This window comes from Delftia sp. SD018 (genome assembly GCF_017355445.1).
Classification (GTDB): domain Bacteria; phylum Pseudomonadota; class Gammaproteobacteria; order Burkholderiales; family Burkholderiaceae_C; genus Comamonas; species Comamonas acidovorans.
This window is the reverse complement of sequence record NZ_JADDRN010000013.1, coordinates 106,557-129,772: the sequence shown is the minus strand read 5'-3', so window position 1 is coordinate 129,772 and position 23,216 is coordinate 106,557. Positions and strand designations below refer to the sequence as shown.

22 protein-coding genes are annotated in these 23,216 nt (G+C 67.5%); 11 read left to right on the top strand and 11 right to left on the bottom strand.

Going from position 1 to position 23,216, the window contains the following annotated elements:
* From INR38_RS14895 to INR38_RS14885, 3 genes are read right to left on the bottom strand one after another with little or no spacing between them, the layout of a single operon-like run.
* Nucleotides 1–522, bottom strand: coding sequence for a tail fiber protein (locus tag INR38_RS14895; RefSeq protein WP_047471992.1), 522 nt, complete (start codon nucleotides 520–522; stop codon nucleotides 1–3).
* Nucleotides 523–527: 5 nt separating this feature from the next.
* Nucleotides 528–1,019, bottom strand: a complete 492-nt coding sequence (locus tag INR38_RS14890) for a tail fiber protein (RefSeq protein WP_047471991.1) — start codon at nucleotides 1,017–1,019, stop codon at nucleotides 528–530.
* Nucleotides 1,019–1,492 carry a tail fiber protein gene (locus INR38_RS14885; protein WP_207442389.1) on the bottom strand — a complete coding sequence of 158 codons (474 nt, stop codon included), beginning with the start codon at nucleotides 1,490–1,492 and terminating at the stop codon, nucleotides 1,019–1,021. Before INR38_RS14885 ends, INR38_RS14890 begins: the two co-directional genes overlap by 1 nt.
* A 142-nt stretch (nucleotides 1,493–1,634) precedes the next feature.
* Here INR38_RS14885 and INR38_RS14880 point away from each other — a divergent pair, with 142 nt between their 5' ends.
* Entirely contained in the window at nucleotides 1,635–2,006 is a 372-nt protein-coding gene (locus INR38_RS14880; protein WP_047471987.1) for a hypothetical protein, read from the top strand.
* On the opposite strand, the gene INR38_RS14875 is transcribed toward INR38_RS14880, so the two are convergent.
* From INR38_RS14875 to INR38_RS14850, 6 genes are all read right to left on the bottom strand, one after another.
* Complete coding sequence (locus INR38_RS14875) at nucleotides 1,993–2,517, bottom strand: GNAT family N-acetyltransferase (RefSeq protein ID WP_207442315.1); 525 nt, start codon at nucleotides 2,515–2,517, stop codon at nucleotides 1,993–1,995. The two genes, INR38_RS14880 and INR38_RS14875, sit on opposite strands and share 14 nt — an antisense overlap.
* Nucleotides 2,507–2,866, bottom strand: a complete 360-nt coding sequence (locus INR38_RS14870) for a hypothetical protein (protein WP_065346001.1) — start codon at nucleotides 2,864–2,866, stop codon at nucleotides 2,507–2,509. Before INR38_RS14870 ends, INR38_RS14875 begins: the two co-directional genes overlap by 11 nt.
* 122 nt (nucleotides 2,867–2,988) lie before the next feature.
* A complete protein-coding gene (locus tag INR38_RS14865; protein ID WP_207442317.1) occupies nucleotides 2,989–3,918 on the bottom strand; it encodes a dihydrodipicolinate synthase family protein in 930 nt (309 codons plus the stop codon).
* Nucleotides 3,919–3,929: 11 nt separating this feature from the next.
* Nucleotides 3,930–5,102, bottom strand: a complete 1,173-nt coding sequence (locus INR38_RS14860) for an L-rhamnonate dehydratase (RefSeq protein WP_065345999.1) — start codon at nucleotides 5,100–5,102, stop codon at nucleotides 3,930–3,932.
* 28 nt (nucleotides 5,103–5,130) lie between these two features.
* Entirely contained in the window at nucleotides 5,131–6,159 is a 1,029-nt protein-coding gene (locus INR38_RS14855) for a 4-hydroxythreonine-4-phosphate dehydrogenase PdxA (protein WP_207442318.1), read from the bottom strand.
* Between the two features lie 7 nt (nucleotides 6,160–6,166).
* Entirely contained in the window at nucleotides 6,167–7,132 is a 966-nt protein-coding gene (locus INR38_RS14850; protein WP_207442319.1) for a tripartite tricarboxylate transporter substrate binding protein, read from the bottom strand.
* A 115-nt stretch (nucleotides 7,133–7,247) separates the two neighbouring features.
* Here INR38_RS14850 and INR38_RS14845 point away from each other — a divergent pair, with 115 nt between their 5' ends.
* A complete protein-coding gene (locus INR38_RS14845) occupies nucleotides 7,248–8,204 on the top strand; it encodes a LysR family transcriptional regulator (protein ID WP_207442320.1) in 957 nt (318 codons plus the stop codon).
* Here INR38_RS14845 and INR38_RS14840 read toward each other — a convergent pair.
* Nucleotides 8,201–9,130 (bottom strand): LysR family transcriptional regulator, encoded by a 930-nt coding sequence (locus tag INR38_RS14840; protein WP_034396231.1) that lies wholly within the window; start codon nucleotides 9,128–9,130, stop codon nucleotides 8,201–8,203. The genes INR38_RS14845 and INR38_RS14840 overlap by 4 nt on opposite strands.
* A 127-nt stretch (nucleotides 9,131–9,257) precedes the next feature.
* Here INR38_RS14840 and INR38_RS14835 point away from each other — a divergent pair, with 127 nt between their 5' ends.
* The 3 genes from INR38_RS14835 to INR38_RS14825 all read left to right on the top strand — a co-directional run bounded on the left by INR38_RS14835 (nucleotide 9,258) and on the right by INR38_RS14825 (nucleotide 15,322).
* Nucleotides 9,258–10,040 carry a putative hydro-lyase gene (locus INR38_RS14835; protein ID WP_012206776.1) on the top strand — a complete coding sequence of 261 codons (783 nt, stop codon included), beginning with the start codon at nucleotides 9,258–9,260 and terminating at the stop codon, nucleotides 10,038–10,040.
* 233 nt (nucleotides 10,041–10,273) lie between these two features.
* On the top strand, nucleotides 10,274–13,906 hold the full coding sequence (locus INR38_RS14830; protein ID WP_207442321.1) for a hydantoinase B/oxoprolinase family protein: 3,633 nt from the start codon (nucleotides 10,274–10,276) through the stop codon (nucleotides 13,904–13,906).
* A 126-nt stretch (nucleotides 13,907–14,032) separates the two neighbouring features.
* Complete coding sequence (locus INR38_RS14825) at nucleotides 14,033–15,322, top strand: MFS transporter (RefSeq protein ID WP_207442322.1); 1,290 nt, start codon at nucleotides 14,033–14,035, stop codon at nucleotides 15,320–15,322.
* A gap of 28 nt (nucleotides 15,323–15,350) precedes the next feature.
* On the opposite strand, the gene INR38_RS14820 is transcribed toward INR38_RS14825, so the two are convergent.
* Nucleotides 15,351–15,860: a DUF1993 domain-containing protein gene (locus INR38_RS14820; RefSeq protein ID WP_012206773.1), complete on the bottom strand. Its 510-nt coding sequence runs from the start codon at nucleotides 15,858–15,860 to the stop codon at nucleotides 15,351–15,353.
* Nucleotides 15,861–15,976: 116 nt separating this feature from the next.
* On the opposite strand from INR38_RS14820, the gene hxpB reads away from it, so the two are divergent.
* The 6 genes from hxpB to INR38_RS14790 all read left to right on the top strand — a co-directional run bounded on the left by hxpB (nucleotide 15,977) and on the right by INR38_RS14790 (nucleotide 23,096).
* Complete coding sequence (gene hxpB / locus INR38_RS14815; RefSeq protein ID WP_242699076.1) at nucleotides 15,977–16,672, top strand: hexitol phosphatase HxpB; 696 nt, start codon at nucleotides 15,977–15,979, stop codon at nucleotides 16,670–16,672.
* A 162-nt stretch (nucleotides 16,673–16,834) separates the two neighbouring features.
* Nucleotides 16,835–17,455: a sigma-70 family RNA polymerase sigma factor gene (locus INR38_RS14810; RefSeq protein ID WP_013801422.1), complete on the top strand. Its 621-nt coding sequence runs from the start codon at nucleotides 16,835–16,837 to the stop codon at nucleotides 17,453–17,455.
* Nucleotides 17,452–18,486: a FecR domain-containing protein gene (locus INR38_RS14805; RefSeq protein ID WP_207442330.1), complete on the top strand. Its 1,035-nt coding sequence runs from the start codon at nucleotides 17,452–17,454 to the stop codon at nucleotides 18,484–18,486. The genes INR38_RS14810 and INR38_RS14805 overlap by 4 nt, the downstream gene beginning before the upstream one ends.
* Nucleotides 18,487–18,758: 272 nt before the next feature.
* Nucleotides 18,759–21,374 (top strand): TonB-dependent siderophore receptor, encoded by a 2,616-nt coding sequence (locus tag INR38_RS14800; RefSeq protein ID WP_207442331.1) that lies wholly within the window; start codon nucleotides 18,759–18,761, stop codon nucleotides 21,372–21,374.
* Nucleotides 21,375–21,574: 200 nt separating this feature from the next.
* The gene (locus tag INR38_RS14795) at nucleotides 21,575–22,078 is read left to right on the top strand and encodes a sigma-70 family RNA polymerase sigma factor (protein WP_199960046.1); all 504 of its coding nucleotides are present in this window, start codon (nucleotides 21,575–21,577) and stop codon (nucleotides 22,076–22,078) included.
* 10 nt (nucleotides 22,079–22,088) lie between these two features.
* A complete protein-coding gene (locus tag INR38_RS14790; RefSeq protein ID WP_207442332.1) occupies nucleotides 22,089–23,096 on the top strand; it encodes a FecR domain-containing protein in 1,008 nt (335 codons plus the stop codon).
* Nucleotides 23,097–23,216 lie beyond the last annotated feature (120 nt).

Sequence of the window (23,216 nt, the reverse complement as noted above, 5' to 3'; positions counted from 1 at the left end):
TCAGCTCCGAGGGGGAAAGACGCCCTGCAAGGCGATGATGAAATTCATGACCAGGAAGGGCGGAAGATTGTTGTGTGGCTGGCTGCCGCCCGCAGCTTGAGGGGGAGCCATGGTGACCGCAGAGGTGTTGGAGGCTGGCGCGATGTAGGGGCGCGTCGGTGCAGCGCCCAGGGTTGCGCCGGCCGGGCTTGCCACGGCGGGATCTGCGGGCGAAGCAGCCAGGGCCTGATGGGTGTGCCTGGGAATTTCCGATTCCAGCAGCGTCACGGTTTCAGTACCGCCGGTTTCGCCCAGATCGTGCAAGGACAGCCCCGGTCCCTGGCCTGGATGCATGGGCATGCGCCCTTGAAGGTTGGGAAGGGAGAAATTGGATTTTCCATCGCCACCATAGGTTGTTCCCAGCAGGGAAAACAGCGCCGTGTTCTGAGAAAGCGGCAGGAGCTGACCATCGCAAAAGGCCCAGCCCTTGGGTGCGAAGTTGAACCCGCCAAGGCGGATTTCGGCGACGAAGGGATCGGACATGGTCTTCAGGTCTGAGAAGGAAAGAGGCCTTGCATGGCCATGCAAAAGCTCAGTGCCAGATAGGGCGGCATATTGAGGTGTGGCTGGCTGCCGCCCACATTGGCCAACAGGGCGGGCATGCTCGTATTGCCGCTTTGCGCATAGTGGCCGCGCGCCGCTGCAGGCAGGTTGCCGTTGCCCGATGTCGCCTGGCCCGTGGTGCCGGAAGCGGCCATGGCGTGGCTGTGCTGCGGTATCTCTGGCAGGGTCAGGGTATGGGCTTGCTCGCCTGCTCTCTCTCCCAGCGTATGGCCGGCCCCCATGTGCATGGGCATGCGGCCGCGCAGGTCGGGCAGTGCAAAGTTGGTCTGCCCGTTGCCACCGTAGGTGGTGCCCAGCAGCGAGAACAGTGCCTGGTTCTGGTTGATGGGCAGCAATTGCCCATTGCAAAGGGCCCAGCCTTTGGGGGCGAAGTTGAAGGAGAAGACGCGAACCTCTCCGAGAAAAGGGGTAGACATCAGGTGGGTGAGGGATAGATGCCGAACAGCGAGATGATGAAGTTCACGCAAAGATAGGGCGGCATATTGGTATGCGGCTGTGACCCACCGACCGCGCCCACCATCGAGGCCGCCATGGGCGTAGCGGGGGTACCGTTCGCAAAGGCCTTGTGATCCCTGTGCTTGGCAAACACCGCATCGGCGGGCGAGGCCAGAAATCCGGTGCCGGAGGACGCGGGGACGCCGTGCGTGTGGGCTGGAATCTGATTGACGGTCAGCGTGACCTCTTCGACTCCAGCGGCCTGTGCCAGCGTGAATTCGTTGCCTGCGTGCAGGGGAATGCGGCCACGCATGTCTGGCAGGGCGAACGTGCTTTGGCCATCACCGCCGTATGTCGTGCCGATCAGAGTGAAAAGGGTTTCGTATTCCGAGATGGGCATTTGCTGCCCTTCGCAGAACATCCAGCCTGATGGCGCGAAGTTGCCGGCAAACATCCGGATTTCCCCAACATAGGGTTGAGCCATGGCAAAGTGGGGTGAAGTTAGAAAACGTTAATAATTGCAAAATAGTTTAGTATGCCAACCTGTTGTGCGGCAAAAATATTTTGCTGCCGTTGCTTTGGCAGGAAGGGCCACGATGAAGACAGGACGCCGTGCTTTCATGCAGGTTGCAGGGGCCTTGCCCGCTGCAGCGGCCGTTTCCGGGATTCCAGTGATCGCCTGTGCGGCTGGCATGGAGTTGCGCCGCAGCCACTTTCAGCCGCTGCTGGGCCATAGCTTCTCGGTAGCAGGAGAAGTTTCCGAGTTACGTTTGGTTTCGTTGGCAGCGCTGCCGCACACACTGCAGGGCGACCGCTCTTTCAGCGCACTGTTCGAGTTGTCCCGCCCTGGTGCCTTGCCACAGAACACCTGGGAAATCGCTCACCCGGCTCTGGGACGCCACGCTGTTTTCCTGAGTCCCAGCGACGCGCAAGGCGGTCTGCTGGAAGCCGTGTTCAACCGCGGCTGAGCGCCGCGGTCCTGCGCATGCGCAGGTAGATGCCTTCCTGGTCCTGCTCGACAAAGCCCAGGCGCGTATACAGGCGCCGGGCTGGATTGTTGGCTTCCACGAACAGCTGCATGTCGCGCCCTTCTTGATCCGCCCAGCCGGCCAGCCATTGCATGAAGGCCGTGCCCAGTCCTTGGCCTTGAACAGCGGCGTCGAGCGAGATGTCCATCACTCCCAACGGCCCGGGTGCGAGATTGAGGTAGAGCCGGCCTATAGGCAGACCTGCCCTCTCGATCACGAAAAACGCGCTGTGTGCGTAGTGCTTGCGGTAGTGCTGGTCCTGCAAAGCGAACTGCGAATCGCAGAAGGCATGCTTTTCAGCTTCGCTCCAGGGCACGGGCGCCAGTTCGGCAGCGCGTACCTGGCGGTACAGGGCGCGGAGAAAAGCGTAGTCGGCTTCTTCGGCCAGGCGCAGCCGCACATCCTCCAGATTCAGCGGCGGCAGCTCGGGCACGAACGGCTCAGACGGCATGGGAAAAGCAGGCCTCGTAATCGACATGGCCTGCCGACTGCGCAATGGGCGTGATGAAGATGGCGTAGTCACCGAGCTGTGCATGGCGCACGCGGTAAGTGCGCTGCGGCAGCTGCGGCTGGCGCGGACCGCGAAACACCAGGGAGAACTGCAGCATGCCGGGCGTGTCGGCCGATGTCTGCGTTGCGCCGAGCACTTGCATATCGATGCCGATGGTGCGCTCGCCCTCCGCCGTGAAGAAGCTCACGGTCTGCTGGGCCAGGGCCTGGGCGTCGCTCCAGGTCAGGGCTCTTGCATACAGCGCGTCGTCCAGCTCGAAGTCGGAAGGGGGCAAAGAGGTGGCGGACATGGGCGGCAGTCGATTCATTGGGGCTGGGCAGGCAGAGCGGCAGCATAGCCCATGCGCAGGCGGCTGCAGCCCTCTGGTGCCCCTCTAGTGCCCCTCTAATGCGCCCCCAACAACCCAATCCCTCAGCGCCCCCAGCGCAGCACCAGCGGATCCAGCCGCCGCGCAATGTCCAGCAACTGGCGGCGCACCTCGGGGTGCATGGGCGGCCAGGGCGCGCGCGGCGCGTCGCAGGCGATCACGCCGCCGGCCTTCATCAGCGCCTTGGCGGCCAGGAAGCCGGCCTGGCGGTTTTCGTGGTTGATCAGGGGCAGCCAGCGCTGGTAGAGGGCGAATGCGGTGTCGGGGTCGCCGTTTCTGTGGGCTTCGATGATGGGGCGTATGCCGTCGGCAAAGCCGCCGCCCGTCATGGAGCCCGTGGCACCGGCCTCCAGGTCGGCCAGCAGGGTGATGGCTTCCTCGCCATCCCAAGGGCCTTCGATGGCCTCGCCGCCCAGGGCGATGAGTTCGCGCAGCTTGCCGGCGGCGCCTGCGGTTTCCATCTTGAAGTAGCAGACCTGCTCGATCTCGCGGGCCATGCGCGCGAGGAAGGCGGGGGACAGCGGCGTGCCTGCGGCGGGCGCGTCCTGCACCATGATGGGAATGGCGATGGCATCGGACACGGCCTGGAAGAAGCCCTGGATCTGGGGCTCGCCGAAGCGGAAGGTGGCGCCGTGGTAGGGCGGCATGACCATCACCATGGCCGCGCCCATGTCCTGCGCGCGGCGGCTTCGCTCGGCGCACACGCGCGATGAGGTGTGCGTGGTGGTGACGATCACGGGCACGCGGCCCGCCACATGCTCCAGCGCCGTGCGCGTGAGGACCTCGCGCTCGTCATCGGCCAGCAGGAACTGCTCGGAGAAGTTGGCCAGGATGCACAGGCCGTCCACGCCCGAGTCGATCATGAAATCCAGGCAGCGCCTCTGGCTGGCCAGGTCCAGCGTGCCGTCCTCGTGGAAGGTGGTGGGTACCACGGGAAAGATGCCGCTGTAGCGCGGCCAAGAAATTCCGGGCATGGCGTGCTCCCTCATTCGACGATGCGGAACTGGTCCAGGTACTCGGTCTTGAGCGTGAGGCCCAGGCCCGGCACATCGTCCCTGAGCTGCAGGAAGCCGTTCTCGGCCACGGGCTCGCCGTCGAAGATGTACCAGAACAACTCGTTGCCCACCTCCACGTCGAAGATGGGAAAGTACTCGGCCATGGGCGAGGCCAGCGTGCTCATGGTCAGGTGGTAGTTGTGCATCTGGCCCGCATGCGGGATGACGGGCACGCTGAACGCCTCGCACAGCGCATTGATCTTGTGCGCGGCCGTGATGCCGCCCACGCGGTTGGTGTCGTACTGCACGACGCTGACGGCCTTTTTGTCGAGCAGCTGCTTGAAGCCGTAGAGGCTGAACTCGTGCTCGCCGCCCGAGATCGGAATGCTGGTGAGCCGGTTGAGTTCGGCGTAGCCGTCGATGTCGTCGGCGATCACGGGCTCCTCTAGCCAGCGCGGCTCGAACTTCTCCAGCTTGGGCAGCATGCGCCTGGCGTACTCCAGGTTCCAGCCCATGTAGCACTCCAGCATCAGGTCGCAGTCGTAGCCTATGACTTCGCGCACGGCCTCGACCGAGCGCAGGTTCTCGCGCACGCCTTCCTGCAGATGGGCCGGGCCGTAGCCGAAGCGCATCTTGAAGGCCTTGAAGCCCTGGTCCAGGAATTTCTGCGCCTCTTCCTGCATGGCCTTAAGGTCGGTGCGGTAGAGCTTGCTGTAGTAGCAGGGAATCCTTTCCTTGGTGCGCCCGCCCAGCAGCTTGAACACAGGCTTGTTCACGCTCTTGCCCAGGATGTCCCAGATGGCCAGGTCCACGGCCGAGATGGCTGCCATGGTCACGCCCTTGCGGCCCCAGGCGTGCGTGGCGCGGTACATGCGCTGCCACAGGTATTCGTAGTCCCACGGGTCCTGGCCGATGACCAGGGGCGCCAGGTACTCGTCGATGATGGCCTTGGCGATGCGCGGCGCCAGCGCCACGTTGCCCAGGCCGACGATGCCGTCGTCGGTCTCGATCTCCACCACCGTCCAGGAATGGAAGCGGAAGGTGGACATGGTCTCCTGCGGCGCATAGAGCAGGTCCATGGCGTTGGAGCAGAAGTTGCCCTGGGGCGGCACGGTCTTGCCTTGCCATTCGTAGACGCGGGCGCGGACGGATTTGATTTTCATGATGGTGATGGCGAGGGAGTGAAGTCAGTCAGCACAGGCGCGCGGCGCCCATGCGGCAGGCGATCAGAAAGGCCTGCCAGGTGGCCTCCACGCTGGCCCGGCCCTGGCCCGCGATGTCATAGGCCGTGCCGTGGGCCGGCGTGGTGATGGGGATCGGCAGACCGCCCTGCACGGTCACGCCGCGCGAGAAGCCCAGCAGCTTGATGGCGATCTGGCCCTGGTCGTGGTACATGGTCACGATGGCCTGGTACTCGCCGGCCTGGGCCTTCAGGAAGATGGTGTCGGCCGGGAAGGGGCCGTGGAACGGATCGGGCGTAGGCCAGTCGCGGGCCTGCAGCGCGCGCACGGCCGGCGCGATGATGTCGATCTCCTCGCGCCCGCAGGTGCCGCCATCGCCGTTGTGCGGGTTGAAGCCCGCCACGGCCACCTTGGGGGCCGCCATGCCGCTGGCCAGCAGCGCGCGGTAGATCAACTCGGCCGCCTGCGCGATGCGCTCCTGGCTTAGATAGTTGGCCACGTCCCTGAGTGGCACATGCGACGAAATGCGCGAGGTCCACAGATCGCCCAGCGTATTGAATTCGCAGAAATAGCCGGTGACGCCCAGGTGCTCGGCAAAGTGGTGCAGCTCGTCCTCATGGCGCAGGCCGCCCAGCTTCATGGCCTGCTTGTTGAGCGGCGCAAAGCAGATGGCGTCGATCTGGCCGGCCTGGGCCGCGTCCATGCACCGGTCCAGCACCTGCAGCACCGAGCGCCCGCCTGCGGCTTCGGCACGGCCCTGGTGCACGGCATCGGGGGCCACCGTGTCCAGGGCCAGGAAGGCGGGCAGGGCGGTATCGGTGCGGCCCCGTGCATGGGCCATGCTGGCGATGGGTGTGGTGGCCACCTGCAGGCCCGCGATGCGCTGGCCCTGCTGCCACAGCCAGGGGTCGCCGGCCAGCACGATGTTGGCCTTTTGCATGGCCTCGGGCCGCGCCAGCAGGCGTGCGATCAGTTCGGCGCCTATGCCGGCGGGATCGCCCAGGGTCAGGGCGACGACGGGAAGTTCGGATGCGGGCATGTGCGGCTCAGTCGATCTTGATGTGGTTCTTGCGGATGATTTCGCCAAAGCGCTGGTACTCGGCGTTGTGCAAGGCGATGAACTCCGCCTGGCCCATGGGCTGCAGCTCGGCGCCCACGGCCTCCAGGCGCGTGCGTGTCTCGGGCATGGCCAGCACCTTGTTGACCTCGTCGTGCACCCGGGCCTGCACGGCTCGGGGTGTGGCCGCTGGCATGTAGATGCCGTACCAGGCGCCTATCTCCACGCCGGGCAGGCCGGCCTCGGCCAGCGTGGGCACCTGGGGCAGCTGGGCGTTGCGCCGGTGCGATGTCACGCCCAGGGCGCGCAGCTTGCCGGCCTTGATCTGGCCGATCACCGAAGGCATGGTGTCGAAGCTCATCTGCACCTGGCCGCTGACCAGGTCCACCAGGGCGGCGGCGCTGCCCTTGTAGGGCACGTGGGTCAGTTCAATGCCGGCCGCGTCCTTGAACATCTCGGCCGCGATGTGCTGGGTGCTGCCAGTGCCGCTGCTGGCGAAGTTGATCCTGCCGGGCTCCTTGCGGGCCAGGGCGACCAGTTCCTGCACCGAGTTCGCGGGCAGGTTGTTGCCCACCACCAGCACGTTGGGCACTGCGCCCACATAGGCCACCGGCACCAGGTCGCGGTTGCTGTCGTAGCCCAGCTTGAGCAAGTGCGGGGCAATGGCATGGGCCGTGACCACGCCCATCACCATGGTGTGCCCGTCCGTGGACTTGGCCGTCATGTCCACGGCCAGGGTGTTGGAGACGCCGGGGCGGTTTTCCACGATCACCGGCTGGCGCAGCAGCGGCGCCAGCCGGTCGGCCACGGCGCGTGCCATGGCGTCGGTGCCGCCGCCCGGGGCCGAGCCCACAAGCATGCGCACAGGCCGCGTGGGCCAGTCCGGCGAGGTTTGGGCCAGGGCGATGGCGGGCAGCAGGGCAGCTGCGGCCAGCAGCAGAGGGCGGCGTTGCATGTCTTGTCTCCGGTGCTTTTGTTGTGGACCCATGCTAGGCAGATGATTGATTGCCGTAAACTGAAAGTTGCTGATGAATCAATAACCTTGGGTAATCAATTCGCGGGATATTCCTATGGGCTCCATCGACCGCAGGGACAGCACGCCGCAACTGCTCAACCGCCTGCGCATGCGGCAGGTGGCGCTGATGCTGGCCATCGACCAGAAGGGCACGCTGCGCGGCGCCGCAGCCGAGCTGGGACTGAGCCAGCCGGCCGCCACCAAGATGCTGCATGAGCTGGAAAGCGCGCTGGGCCTGCCCCTGTTCGACCGCGTTGGGCGCGGCCTGCAGCTGAACGCGGCGGGCGAGCGCGTGACGGGCTACTTCCGCCACCTGCGCGGCGGCATGGAGGCGCTGAACCGCGAGCTGCAGGAACTGCGCGAGGGCTGTGCGGGGCGGCTGGCCGTGGGCAGCATCATGGCGGCCTCGCCGGGGCGGCTGACACAGGCGCTGCTGGCGCTCAAGCGCCAGTGGCCGCTGCTGTCCATCGAGGTGGCCGTGGACACCAGCGACCGGCTGCTGGCGCAGTTGCAGGACGGCGTGCTGGAGGTGGTGGTGGGCCGGCAGACCGGGCAGGCCGATCCCGCCCATCTGTTCCGCACCATAGATGACGAGGCCCTGTCCATCATCGTGGGCTGCAACCATCCGCTGGCGCGTGCCCGCAGCGTGGGCTTTGCGCAGCTGCAGGCCCATGGCTGGGTGCTGCAGCCGCCCGGCAGTCCCATGCGCGCACTGATCGACCAGGAATTCCAGGCCCATGGCCTGCCGCTGCCGCGCGGCCTGATCGAGACGGGCTCCATCCTCACCACCATGAACCTGGTGCGCAACTCCGACCTGATCGCCGTGATTCCGCAGGCCGTGGCCCGGGACAGCGCCGCGCACGGCATGGTCCGCATCCTGCCCTATCGCATGCGCCGCAACCTGCAGGCCTACGGCAGCCTGGTGCGCCGCGACCGGCCGCTGAGCCAGGCGGCCGCCAGCTTTCTGGCGCTGTTGCATGGGCAGGAGCCGCCGCCGGCATCCGCGCCCTAGCCGATGTACCGCGCCAGATGCGGGCTGACCCGCTTGCAGTAGCTCTTGCAGACGCGGCGCAGCACCTGGGCGGTGTCGGTGACGCCGGGCGACGGGCTCTTGGGGTACCAGGTGGTGATGCGAAAGGAGGGCGGCGTGGGCAGTTCCAGCTCCACCAGCTCCCCGCTTTCGAGCTGCGGCGCCACCAGCATGCCGTGCATGATGGCGACGCCCAGGCCCTCGCGCACCAGCGAGACCAGCGCCGCCAGCGAGGGCGATCCCGAGATGCGCAGGTCGCTGGAGACCATGCCGCTTTGCACGGCCAGCTGCTGTGCCATGGCCACGGCCTGCTCGTAGGGGCCGGTGCCGCGCATCTGGGTCAGCAATTGCTTGCCAAGCGCCTTGTGCAGACCATCCTTCCTGGGCACCAGGCCCCGCCTGGCGATCCAGTGCACGGGCACTTCCAGCAGGTTCTCGACCACGGCGAACTGCGGGTCCACGCCGCTGCCGGTGCGCACGATCAGGTCCAGGTCGCGCCGCATCATCTGCTCCGACAGGTGGGTGCTCAGATCGACGGTCAGGTCCAGCTCGATGTGCGGCAGGCTGGCGCCCATCGCCTTGACGAATTCGGGCAGGAAGGTGTGTACCGCCGTCTCCAGCACGCCGACCCGCAGGCGGCAGCCGATGGCATCGTCGGACCTGGCGGCACGCTCCAGGGTGCGTGTGGCTTCGATGACGGCTTCCGCATGCCGCAGCAAGCGGGCGCCGGCATCGGTGATCTGCAGCGTCTTGCGGTCCCAGTGAAACAGGGTCACGCCCAGGTCCGACTCCAGCCCGCGTATGCGCATGGAGACGGCGCCGGGGCTGGCATGCACGAGTTCGGCCACGCGGCGCACGCTGCCGATGCGTGCCAGCAGCACAAAGGTTTCCAGAAAGCGGATGTTCATGGGGAGGCTGCGCGGGCTGCAGTGGCTGTTCAGTTTTCCTGGGGGAGGCTGCGCACAATTCCTGAGTGGACCGGTGGCCTGCTGCTTTTTACATTGGGAGGCATCTCCATTCAATAGAGGCTCCCCCATGACGCATTGGACCCATCCGACCGAATTCCGCCAGGAGGTGCGCGCCGGACGCTTTCGCGGGCAGACGGCCGGGCAGTGCCCCGGCTACACCCAAGGCAACCTGGCGATACTGCCGCGCGAGTGCAGCGAGGAGTTCCTGCGCTTTGCCCGGCTGAACCCCAAGTCCTGCCCGCTGATCGGCGTGACCGAGCCCGGCAGCAGCCGCGTGCCCGAGCTCGGCGATATCGATCTGAAGACCGATCTGCCCTCGTACTGGGTGTTTCGCGATGGTCACAGGGCCGAGCAGGTGAATGACCTCACGGACCTGTGGCGCGACGACCTGGTGGGCTTCGTCATCGGCTGCTCTTATTCCTTCGAGGACGCGCTGCGCGATGCGGGCGTGCCCGTGCGCCATATCGACGAGGGCCGGGGCGCCCCCATGTTCATCACCGACATTGCCAACGGCCAGGCGGGCCGGTTCGGAGGCCGGATGGTGGTCAGCATGCGGCCCATGACGGCCGCCCAGGCCATCCGTGCGATCCAGGTGACTTCGCGCTTTCCCAGCGTGCATGGGGCGCCCGTGCACCTGGGCGACCCCGCGCAGATAGGCATTGCCGATATCGAGCGGCCGGACTTCGGCGAGCCCATGGCGCTCAAACCCGGGGAGATCCCCGTGTTCTGGGCCTGCGGCGTGACGCCCCAGCAGGCCATACGCTCGGCGGCCCTGCCATTCGCCATCACGCACGAGCCGGGCCACATGCTGGTGACGGAGTTGCGCAACAGCCATCTGGCCGCGTTCTGACGGCCTGCCTGCCTGGCATGGGGCCCGCTTCGGCGGGCCTTTTTCTTTGCGTTGCCGGCCGGCAAGGGGCCGCTCCTGTTCAGTTTTCGTGAACAGAGGGGGCGAAAACTTCTCGATGGACGCGGTCCAGGTGCACTTTTAGATTGGACGCCAGTGGTGGGCACCGGCGGAGGGCCGTGCTCCAGGCCACGGTTTTCCTGACTTCAACTTCGAGACAAACGGGTTCCGACACCATGCAAGAACGCTCCACTCCCCATGACAGGCGCTGGCAATTCTGGATAGACCGCGGCGGCACATTCACCGACATCGTGGGCAAGCGGCCCGATGGCAGCCTGGCCACGCACAAGCTGCTGTCGGAAAACCCCGAGCAGTACCGTGATGCGGCCGTGGCCGGCATCCGCCACCTGCTGGGCCTCAAGCCCGGCGAGCCGGTCACGCCGGACCTTGTGGAGTGCGTGAAGATGGGCACCACGGTGGCCACCAATGCGCTGCTGGAGCGCAAGGGCGAGCCCACGCTGCTGGTGACCACGCGGGGCTTTCGTGATGCGCTGCGCATTGCCTACCAGAACCGCCCGCGCCTGTTCGACCGGCATATCCAGCTGCCCGAGCTGCTGTACAGCGATGTGGTGGAGGCGCTTGAGCGCGTGGATGCCCGTGGGGAAGTGCAGCAGGAACTGGACGTGCTGCACCTGCACACCGCGCTGCTGCAGGCCCATGCCCGGGGCCTGCGCAGCGTGGCCATCGTCTTCATGCATGGCTACCGCTACATGCGGCACGAGCAGATTGCGGCGCGCATTGCGCGGCAGGCGGGATTCACGCAGATCAGCACCTCGCACGAGACCAGCCCGCTGATGAAGTTCGTGAGCCGGGGCGACACCACGGTGGTCGATGCCTACCTCTCGCCCATCTTGCGCCGCTATGTACAGCAGGTCGCTGGCGAGATGCCGGGCGTGCGGCTGTTCTTCATGCAGTCCTCCGGCGGGCTGGCCGATGCGGGCAGCTTCCAGGGCAAGGATGCCATCCTGAGCGGGCCGGCCGGCGGCATCGTGGGCATGGCCCGCACGGCGGGGCTGGCCGGGCACGACAAGGTCATCGGCTTCGACATGGGCGGCACCTCCACCGATGTCAGCCACTACGCTGGCGCCTTCGAGCGCGAGTTCGAGACCCAGGTGGCCGGTGTGCGCATGCGCGCGCCGATGATGAGCATCCACACGGTGGCAGCCGGTGGCGGCTCGGTACTGGCCTATGACGGCTCGCGCTTTCGCGTGGGCCCGGAGAGCGCGGGTGCCAACCCCGGCCCCGTGAGCTACCGCCGTGGCGGGCCCCTGGCCGTGACCGATGCGAACGTGATGGTGGGCAAGGTCCAGCCCCGCTACTTCCCCAGCGTGTTCGGCCCGGCCGCCAACGAGCGGCTCGATGGCGAGGCCGTGCGGGCGCGCTTCGATGAACTGGCGGTGCAGACGGGGCGCAGGCCCGAGGAAGTGGCCGAAGGCTTCATCCGCATCGCCGTGCAGCAGATGGCCAACGCCATCAAGAAGATCAGCGTGGCGCGCGGCTATGACGTGACGCGCTACACGCTGCAGTGCTTTGGCGGTGCGGGCGGCCAGCATGCCTGCCTGGTGGCCGATGCCCTGGGCATGACCCGTGTGTTCGTGCATCCGCTGGCCGGCGTGCTCAGCGCCTACGGCATGGGCCTGGCGGACCAGACCGTCATCCGTGAACAGGCGATGGAGGTGGCGCTGTCTGCTGCGGCCTTGCCGCTGATCGCGGAGTCGCTGGATTCGCTGGGCGACGCGGCCAAGGCCGAGCTTGAGCGCCAGCAGGTCGGCGCCAGTCCCGTGCAGGTACGCTACAACGTGCATGTGCGCTATGAGGGCACGGATTCCGCCCTGGCCGTGCCCTTCGGCGGGCTGGCCGACATCCAGGCGGCCTTCGAGTCGGCCTATCGCCAGCGGTTCGCCTTCCTGATGGCGGGCAAGGGCCTGGTGGTGGAAGCCGTTTCCGTCGAAGCCGTGATTGCGGGCGATGCGCCCAGCGAGCCGGTGCTGCAGGAGCATCCGCCGCGCACGCATCCGCGCCGAGAAACCGTGCGCATGTACTCCGACGGTGCCTGGCATGACGCGGCCCTGGTGGTGCGCGAGGACCTGCGGCCCGGCGACGCCATTCCCGGCCCGGCCATCATCGCCGAGCGCAATGCCACCACGGTGGTCGAGCCCGGCTGGCTGGCGCGGCTCACGGCGCTGGACCATCTGGTGCTGGACCGCGTGGTCGCGCGCAAGGTCGAGTACGCGGCCGGCACCTCGGTGGACCCGGTGCTGCTGGAGGTCTTCAACAACCTGTTCATGAACATCGCCGAGCAGATGGGCCTGCAGCTGCAGAACACGGCCTACTCGGTGAACATCAAGGAACGGCTGGACTTCAGCTGCGCGCTGTTCGACGCCGAGGGCCACCTCATCGCCAATGCGCCGCACATGCCCGTGCACCTGGGCTCCATGGGCGAGAGCATCCAGACGGTGATCCGCAAGAACGCCGGGCGCATGGCCCAGGGCGATGTCTATGTGCTCAACGACCCCTACCAGGGCGGCACCCACCTGCCCGACATCACGGTCATCACGCCCGTGTACGTGGCCGACGAGGCCTCCCCCACCTTCTACGTGGGCAGCCGGGGCCACCATGCCGACGTGGGCGGCATCACGCCCGGTTCCATGCCGCCGTTTTCCACGCGCATCGAGGAAGAGGGCGTGCAGATCGACAACTTCAAGCTGGTCGATCGCGGCGTGCTGCGCGGCCAGGAGATGGTCGAGCTGCTGCAAAGCGGCGAGTACCCGAGCCGCAACCCGCACCAGAACCTGGCCGACCTGAAGGCCCAGATCGCGGCCAATGAAAAAGGCGTGCAGGAGCTGCGCAAGATGGTGGCCCAGTTCGGCCTGCCCGTGGTGCAGGCCTATATGGGCCATGTGCAGGACAACGCCGAGGAGTCGGTGCGCCGCGTCATCACGCGGCTCAGGAACGGGCAGTTCACGCTGCCGCTGGACAACGGCGCGCAGATCCGCGTGGCCGTCACCGTGGATACGGCGGGCCGCAGCGCGGTCATCGACTTCTCGGGCACCAGCGCCCAGCAGACCAACAACTTCAATGCGCCGCGCGCCGTGTGCATGGCGGCCGTGCTGTACGTGTTCCGCACGCTGGTGGACGACGACATCCCGCTCAACGCGGGCTGCCTCAAGCCTTTGAAGGTCATCATTCCCCAGGGCTGCATGCTCAACCCCAATGCACCGGCCTCGGTGGTGGCGGGCAATGTGGAGACCTCCACCTGCATCACCAATGCGCTGTTCGGCGCGCTGGGCGTGATGGCGGGCAGCCAGCCCACCATGAACAACTTCACCTTCGGCAATGCGCGCCACCAGTACTACGAAACCATTGCCGGCGGCAGCGGCGCGGGCGCGGTGCTGGACGCCGAGGGCCGGGTGGAGCGCGGGTTCAACGGCACCAGCGTCGTCCAGACGCACATGACCAATTCGCGCCTGACAGATCCGGAGGTGCTGGAGTTCCGCTTCCCCGTCATGCTGGACAGCTATGCCATCCGCGAAGGCTCGGGCGGCAGCGGGCGCTGGCATGGGGGCAGCGGCGGTGTGCGGCGCGTGCGCTTCCTGGAAGCCATGACGGCCAGCATCCTGTCCAACGGGCGCCTGAACCCGGCCTTCGGCATGGCGGGTGGCCAGCCGGGGCAGCCGGGCATCAACCGTGTGCTGCGCGCCGATGGCCAGGTCGAGGCGCTGGAGCACATCGGCGCCGTGCAGATGCAGCCCGGCGATGTGTTCGAGGTCTGCACGCCGGGGGGCGGCGGCTACGGAACGGCGGCCTGACACGCCGCCTGCAGGGGTCTGTCCGGGTGGTGGATGAGGGCCGCCCGGCCAGGCCTGGTTCATCACCGATGCAATGCCATTGAAGGCAAGACGCTTCTGCATACCGAAGCGCAAGGAGACTGAAAAATGACAAGCCTTGAAAATGCCAAGCCCCTGGCTGGCGAACAGTCGCAGGGCAGCTGGCTGGGCCAGCTCGAACCCCGGGAAAAACGCGCACTGACGGCCTCGTTCGGCGGCTACGCGGTCGATTCCTTCGACTACTACACGCTGCCCCTGGTCACGCCCATCCTGCTGTCGCTGTGGGGCATGAGCAAGACCGAGGTCGGCCTGATCGGCACCTCGACCCTGGTGGCCTCGGCCGTCGGCGGCTGGATGGCCGGCATCCTGGCGGACCGCTACGGGCGTGTGCGCGTGCTGCAGTGGACCATCCTCGTGTTCGCCCTTTTCACCTTCGCCTGCGGCCTGGCGCAGACGCCGGTCCAGTTGCTGCTGGCGCGCACGCTGCAGGGTCTGGGCTTTGGCGGCGAATGGGCCGTGGGCTCGGTGCTGATCGCCGAGACCATACGGCCGGCTTTCCGTGGCAAGGCGGTGGGGCTGGTGCAAAGCAGCTGGGCCATAGGCTGGGGGGCGGCCGTGCTGGTGTCCATGGCGCTGTTCTCGTTTCTGCCTCCCGAGATCTCATGGCGGGCCATGTTCCTGCTGGGCCTGCTGCCGGCCCTGCTGATCCTGTTCATCCGCCGTTCAGTCAAGGACCCCGAGGTCTACCTGAAGACCCGCGCCGCCGTGGGCCGGGGCGAGCGCAGCGGGCACTTCCTGGACATCTTCAAGGGCGGCATGCTCAAGACCACGGTGCTGGCCAGCCTGATGTTCACGGGCATGCAGGGCGGCTACTACGCCATTGCCGTGTGGCTGCCTACCTTCCTGAAGAACGAGCGCCACCTGACGGTGCTGGGCTCGGGCGGCTACCAGTTCATGTTCATCTTTGGCGCCTTTGCCGGCTACCTGTGCGGTGCCTACGCTTCCGACCGGCTGGGCCGGCGCCTGGCCTTCACGCTGTTCGCCATCGGCGCCGGCAGCCTGGCCTATGCCTATACGCTGCTGCCCATCACCGATGCCTGGATGCTGGTGTTGGGCTTTCCGCTGGGCTTTTTCATGTCGGGCATATTCAGCGGCGCCGGAGCCTTCCTGGCCGAGCTGTTCCCCAACGAACTGCGCGGCTCCGGCCAGGGCTTTTGCTACAACTTCGGCCGCGGCATCGGGGCCACCTTCCCCGCGCTGGTGGGCGTGTTCAGCGACCGGCTGGGCCTGTCGCTGGGCACGGCCATCGGTATCTGCGCCACGGCCGGCTACGTGATGGTGGTGATGTTCGCCATGTGCCTGCCGGAGACGCGGGGCCGGGATCTGGCCGCGCAGTGAAGCGCTGGCCAGACCGGCCACGGCACGCTCAGTAGCTGCCCATGTAGTCGCGCTTGCCGACCTCGACGCCGTTGTGGCGCAGCAGGGCATAGGCGGTGGTCACATGGAAGAAGAACTGCGGCAGGCCGTAGTGCAGCAGGTAGGCGCTGGCGCTCAGCTTCTTTTCCTTGGGCGTGCCGGGGCGCAGCACGATCTCGCGGGACTCGCTTTGCGCGAACTGCTCGGGCGCGAACGAGCCCACATGGTCCAGCGCCTTGGTGATCAGCGCCTGCAGGTCGGCAAAGCTGGTCTGCGTGTCGGGCCACGAAGGCACCTCGGCGCCGGCCAGGCGCGAGGCGATGCCCTTGGCGAAGTCCGCAGCAATCTGCACCTGGCGCACCAGCGGGAACATGTCGGGGAACAGGCGGGCCTGCAGCAGGGCGTCGGGATCTATGTTCTTCTGCGCGGCGTGTTCCTCGGCCTTTTTGAGCACGTCGGACAGGGCTTTCAGCATCTGCTGCAGGACGGGAATGGAGGCGGTGTACAGGGGGCTGGTCATTGCGGGCTCGCTAAGGATTGTGAAGGGCTGGCAATCGCATGCATCTGCATCCATCGCCAGCCGGCACAGGCTAACAGCAACTGCTTTCACTTGCCGCCTGCGCTAGCATGCGCGCCATGCAAATCCCTGAAGCCGCTCCCTCGTTCGAAGGCCTTGGCCAGGCCGGATTCGGCGCCGCCATCTTCGACATGGACGGCCTGCTCATAGACTCCGAGCCCTTCTGGAAGCGTGCCGAACGCGAGTCCTTTGCCGAGGTCGGCATCGACATCACGGCCGAGATGTCCCGCGTGACGGCGCCCATGACCACGGCGCAGGTGGCCGCGCACTGGTATGCCCACCGGCCCTGGCAGGGGCCCAGCCAGCGCGAGCTGGAGAGCCGCGTGGTCGCGCGCGTGGCGGCCCTGGTCAGCGCGCATGGACGGGCCCTGCCCGGCGTGCGCGAAACACTGAGCGCCTGCCGCGCCCTGGGCTGGCGCGTGGCGCTGGCCTCGAACTCTCCTTTGTCTTTGTGCCACCACACCCTGGATGCGCTGGGCATGCGGCCGGCGTTCGACGCCATCGTCTCGGCCGAGCAGGTGGTGCGCGGCAAGCCCGCGCCCGACATCTACCACTTCGCGGCGCAGCGCCTGGGCGTGCCGGCCGGGCGCTGCCTGGTGTTCGAGGACTCCGTCACGGGAACACATGCGGCGCGGCAGGCCGGCATGACCGTCATCGCCGTGCCGTCCGAGGACCAGTGCTTCGACGGGGCGCAGCCTGCGCCGCACTGGGTGGTGCCCACGCTGGTGGCGCTGCATGGGGCAGCGGGCCGGTAAGGCATTGGCAGCACTCTCATCGCATGGCGCGTGCCGGCCGCAAAGGTGTTGATGAGAACCATTCTCAGTACAATCGCCGCCCGTGCCGTTCTTCTTCGTCCTGTCCGTTTCCCATGCTGGCGTGCCTGCCCGCGTCCAGACCGCCGTGCCGGGAGCCTGCCCGTGAGCGCGCGCGTGCCAGGCGCGGACGATGATGCCGCTCCCTCTCTGCTGGCCCGCGTGTATGCGCGCTGGCACCAGCCTCTGCGCCGCCTGCTGGGCCGGCAGATGCGCAACCGCGAGGATGCCGAGGATGCGGTCCAGGAGGTCTTCGTGCGCTATGCGGCCTCGGGCAAGGCCCTGCCGCCCGAGGAGCAGGAACCCTATCTGCGCGTGATCGCCCGCCATGTCTCGCACGATGCCTGGCGCCGCTCGGCGGGCGCGCCGGGGCGCGAATCGGTCTCGCTGGATGAACACATGGAACTGGCGCAGCAACTGCCGGCCGGCGAGGGGTCGGACCCCCTGCAGGCGGCGCACCACCGCGAGCGCCTGGGCCGGCTGGAGCAGGCCATGGCCGAGCTGCCCGAGCGCCGCCGCGAGGCCTTCGTGCTGCACAGCATCGACGGGCTCACGCAGACCGAGGTGGCGCAGCGCATGGGCATTTCGCGCCGCATGGTGCACAACCACGTGACTCTGGCCATGGCCTATTGCGAACTGCGCGTGCAGTACGGCAGCGCCGAAGACATGCGCCTGATGCAGGGCCTGCTGGCGCAGGCCGCGACGGACGGGGAGGGCCGGGAATGACGCTGACCCCGAAACGCCTGCAATTGCATGCCCGCGCCGCCGACTACTTCGCCCGCCGCCGTGAAGCCGACTGGACCGGCGCCGACGAGCGCGAACTCGACGCCTGGCTGGCCGCCGACCCGCAGCACCGCAGCATCTTCGAGAGCCTGGGGCGCACGGTGCTGGACCTGCAACAGTTGCGCAGGCCGGCGCTGGCCTGCGACGCGGCGGCTGCGCCGCAAGCCAGGGCGAGCGGGCCGCGTGCGCAGACACAGGCCCACTTGCCCGCGCCGGCACGTCAGCGCACACGCCGCGGCCTGATGCCTGCGTTGCTGTCGGTGGCTCTGGTCGCGACGCTGGCCCTGGGCGGCGGCTGGTATGCCTGGGACAGCCACGCAAGCCATGTGATCGAGATGGCCACCGGCCCCGGCGAGGTGCGCGAGGCCGAACTGCCCGATGGCACGCGGGTCACGCTGAATTTTTCCTCCAGGCTGCAGGTGCGCTACTACCCGCGCCGCCGCGAGACGGTGCTGGACCAGGGCGAGGCCTTCTTCCAGGTCGCCACCGACCGCTCGCGGCCCTTCACCGTGGACAGCGGCGCCAGCCAGGTCCGGGTAGTGGGCACGGCCTTCAATGTGCGCGCCGGGCCGCCCGCGCTGGTGGTGAAGGTGCTGGAGGGCAAGGTGGAACTGCGTCCCGACCGCCATGCGGCGGACGGCAGGCGCCTGCTGCTGGGCGCGGGTGCCGGCATGTCCGTCGATGCCCGTGACGGCACGCAGCATCCGCTGGCGGCCGGCGCGGACACGGTGGGCGACTGGCGCAGCGGCCAGATGGTGTTCCAGCAGGCAACGCTGGCCGAGGTCGCCGCCGATCTGTCGCGCTACCTGGGCCAGCCCGTACGGGTGGATGGCGATGCGCGGCTGGCCGCGCTGTCCGTGTCCGGCGTGGCGCTGACGGGCAAGCCCGAGGTGTTTCTGCGCTCGTTGCCGCACTTGTTGCCGGTGCGTGTGCAGGCCGAAGCGCAGGGCGGCTGGCGAATCTCGGCGCATTGAGTGCCTTGTCTATTTGTAAATTAATGTAAACAACCCGCTTTCTCGGTTCGTCCACGTTCCCACTTTGGCGCGGTAGCGGGTTTTACCTTCATGGAGGCCGGGTTTTCTCGCGCCTCCATGGTTGCCAGCCAGGCCGCTGCCCAGTGCACAGCTCAGCCAACAACCGCGACGGCCGCGCACGCGCGTGGCGGGTGGAACGCTCAACTGTCTGCCTGCCACCCGCCGCGCACACCGCGACAGCGGGCAATGGACACAGTGCAGCAGGAGCAGGGATGCAAGCAGGAAAAGAACACGGCAGCGCCGCCATGGGCGCGGGCATTTGGGGAGGAGAGTTTCAGCACAGGGGCAGGCCATGGCGGCGGGCAAGGATGCCGTCGCTGGTGGCCGCAGCCCTGGTTGCGCTGGCGCAGCCGGCGGTGCAGGCGCAGCAGCCATCGTCCGTGCAGGCGGGGCAGGCGGGCCAGGCAGGGGAGCTGGCCTTCAGCATCGCGCCCCAGCCGCTGGCCGGCGCGCTGCGCCAGTTCACGCAGCAGGCCCAGCACCAGGTGCTGTTCGATCCGCAGATCGTTGCGGGCCGCACTTCGCCGGCCTTGCAGGGCCGCTTCACGCCGCGCCAGGCGCTGGACCGGCTGCTGGCCGGAACGGGCGTGACCGTGATCGACGCCGTGCCGGGCGCCTACACGCTGAAGGCGCCGCTCAGGGAGCCGTCGCCGGCAGCCGATGCTGCGCTGGGCACGGTGCTGGTCACGGCCCAGGCGCACGCTGGCGATACCACGGAGGGTTCGGGCTCCTATGCGGCCTCGCGCGTGTCGCTGGGCAAGGGGCAGAGCGTGCGCGAGACGCCGCAGTCCATCTCCGTGATCACGCGCCAGCGCATCGAGGACCAGGGCCTGGTCTCCGTGGGCGACGTGATGCAGCAGACCACGGGCGTGACGGTGGACTACGCGGGCTCGGGTGGCCTGGGCGGCACGGCCAACAGCTTCTACGTGCGGGGCTTCCAGATCAGCAATGTCCAGATCGACGGAGCGGCGGTGGATGCCTTCAGCCAGGGCACCTTCGACCCCAACATGGCCATGTACGACAGCGTGCAGGTGATCCGCGGCGCGGACGGCCTGTACAGCGGCAATGGCGAGCCCGGCGGCTCCATCAACCTGGTGAGAAAGCGCCCCACAGCCCAGCCCCAGGTGCTGGCCTCGGCCTCGGTGGGCAGCTGGAACCAGCGCCGTGCCGAACTTGATGTGGCGGGCCCCCTGGCTGCCGATGGCCGGGTGCGCGGCCGCGCCGTGCTGGCGCACAGCGACCGCGAGTTCTTCTATGACTACGCCGATGCGCGCAACACCTTGCTCTACGGCATCGTGGAAGCCGATCTCACGCCTGCGACCAAGCTGACCCTGGGCGGCAGCTACGACAAGTCGGCCAGCCTGCCTTGGCGCGGTGGCCTGCCGCGCGCGGCCAATGGCGACGATCTGCACCTGCCGCGCCATACGGCACTCATGGCGGGCTGGGGCCATTACGACAGGACCAACAAGGAGCTGTTTGCCCAGCTGGAACAGAAGCTGGAGGGCGACTGGCGCGTCCGCGCCCATGCCAACTATGTCAAGGTGGACAGCGACAGCCGGTTGGCCGACGTCACCGGCGCGGTCGATCCGACGACGGGCCTGGGAGCCACGCTCAACGGCTTCTCCAACGACTTCTATTCCACCAAGAAGGCGCTGGATGCCAACGTCAGCGGAACGTTCTCCCTGCTGGGGCGCAGGCACCGGCTGCTGCTGGGCACGGACTGGGCCAAGATCCGTGACACGCAGGACACCTTTCTGTCCGAGGTGGACATGCCGGGGGGCATCAACGTGTTCGGCTTCGACCCGGGCGCCATTCCCCTGCCCAGCTTCGTCTGGAAGACACGCAGCTTCGCGGGCTATGGCGCCACGCAGAAGGGCCTGTACGGCCGGCTCAACCTGAGCCTGACGGACCGCCTGACGGCCATCGTCGGCGCGCGCCGCGCCAGCTACGACACGCAGACGCCCTGGCTGCGCTTCGACCGGGCCGGCAATCTCACCAGCCGCATCGTGTCGTCCTATGGCGAGAGCGGTATCTTCACGCCCTATGGCGGCCTGGTCTACGACATCGACGACCGCTGGACGGCCTACGGCAGCGTCGCCGAGATCCACAAGTCCCAGGCCGACAAGCTGGGTGGGCCCTTGCCAGGCACGCCGCTGGACCCCATCAAGGGCCGCAATTTCGAGCTGGGCGCCAAGGGCGAGTTCAACGAGGGCCGGCTGATGGCCTCCATGGCCCTGTACCGCATAGAGCGCAATGGCGAGGCCGTGGCCGATCCCTCCTACCCCAACACCGACATCGGCGACGCGGGCCTGAACTGCTGCTGGCTGAGCAAGGGCAAGGTGGTCAGCCAGGGCGTGGAAGGCGAGATCTCGGGCGAGCTGGCGCGCGGCTGGCAGCTGTTTGCCGGCTACACCTTCAACCGCAACCACAACAAGACGCCGGGCATCGAAGGCATCTACCACTCCGTCACGCCCAAGCATCTGTTCAAGCTGTGGAGCACCTACCGCCTGCCGGGCGAGCTGTCGCAATGGACGATTGGCGGCGGCGCCAATATCCAGAGCGCGCATTTCGTCAGCGGCACGGCCAATGCCTTCAATCCTGACACGGGCAAGTTCGATGGCGCGGCCGTGCCCTTCAAGTTCAGCCAGGGTGGCTATGCCGTGTGGAATGCCAGCGTGCAGTACCGCATCAACCGCAACTGGCAGGCCGTGCTCAACCTGAACAACCTGTTCGACAAGGTCTACTACCGCACAGTGGGCACCAGCGGCGGCAACAACTGGTATGGCGAGCCACGCAATGTGATGCTGACGCTGCGCGGTAGCTTTTGAAGACCCCCTGAGGCGCTGCGCGCCTTCCCCCTGAAGGGGGACGACACCCTCGGTGCGAGGCGGCTCTTCCTCGGTGTCTCTGGTTCTGGAGCGCGCCGGTTTGCGAAGGGGAGGGCATCAAGGCCTAATCCTTATAGAATGAGAATCTTTCTCATTCATGTGGCACACGCCTGCACGTGCTGCCGCACCAGGAGCCTGTCTTGCCCGCCGCCCCCGCCGCTTTGCACCAAGAGGTCGATACGCTGTACCGCGTCCACCATGGCTGGCTCCAGGGCTGGCTGCGGCGGCGATTGGGCAATTCCACGGAGGCGGCCGATCTGGCGCAGGACACTTTCATGCGCCTGCTCACGCGCTGCGAGCCCATTGCCGCACGCGAGCCGCGTGCCTTTCTGACCACGGTGGCGCAGGGCGTGGTGGCCAATTTCATGCGGCGCAGGCAGATCGAAGAGGCGTACCTGGCCACGCTGGCGCATTTGCCCGAGCCGCAGGTGCCGGGCCCCGAGACGCGCGCCATCCTGCTGGAGACGCTGGTCGAGCTGGACCGCCGCCTGGACACGCTGGCACCCCCCGTGCGCCGTGCCTTCCTGCTGTCGCAGCTCGACGGCATGAAGCAGGCCGACATCGCGGCCGAGCTGCAGCTGTCGCTGGCCACGGTGCAGCGCCATATCGCCAAGGCCGCGCACTGCTGCTTCTTCGGCGGCTGAGCGCCAGCCCATGACCGAATTCCGCCACGCATCCACCGGCCTGCCCGTTTTTGAAGGCCCACCCGTTTCAGAAGCCGTGAGCCTGCAGGCCGTGCAATGGCTGGTGGCCCTGCAGGCCTGCGATGCCGGCGAGGACACGCAGGCCTCGTGGCGGCGCTGGCGTGCCGATCATCCCGACCATGAGCGCGCCTGGCGGCACATCGAGGCCTGCGGCCTGCACCTGCGCGATCTGCCCGCACCGCTGGCGCATGGAGCGCTGCAGCCGCGCCACAGCCGTGCGCGCGGCCGGCGCCAGGCCATGAAGCTGCTGGCCCTGGCCGCGTTCACGGGCAGCAGCGCCTGGTGGATACAAGGCGGCGATTGGCGCGAATGGTCGGCCGACCACCGCACGGCCACCGGCGAGCGCCAGGCACTGGCCCTGGCCGATGGCACGCGCATCCACCTGAACACGGCCAGCGCCATCGATGTGCGCTTTGACGCCAGCCAGCGCCTGCTGCGGCTGCTGGGCGGCGAGGTGCTGGTCACCACGGCCAGCGACCCGCAGGCCCGCCCCTTTCTGGTTGAAACCGCGCAAGGGCGGCTGCGTGCGCTGGGCACGCGCTTTGCGGTGCGCCAGCGCGATGGCGCCAGCCATGTGGCCGTCTTTGAGGGCGCGGTCGAGGTGCGGCCGGCCGACGCCCCGCAGGCCGTGCGCATTCTGGCCGCAGGCGAGCAGGCCGGTTTTGACCGCCTTGCCGTGGACGCGCCCCAGCCCGCCGACGAACTGGCCGCCGCCTGGAGCACAGGCCTGCTGGCCGCGCGGGACATGCCGCTGACCGACTTCATTGCCGAGCTGGCGCGCCACCGCAGGGGCCGCCTGGCCTGCGATCCCGCGCTCGCCTCGCTGCGCGTCTCGGGCATGTATCCGCTGGACGATACCGACCGTGTGCTCGACATGCTGGTGCGCACCAAGCCCATCGAGCTCACCGGCTTTGGCCGCTACTGGCTGACCGTGCGTGCCCGGCAGAGCAGGACATGAGCCAAGACAGGCTGGATGGTTGGTGTTGCGAATTGTTGCAATTTGATCGATGCCTGGACCCGTTGGCATGAGGTGTTTTCTTTTCTCGCGTGGCAAGTCCTGAAGAAGCCACTTTTCAGG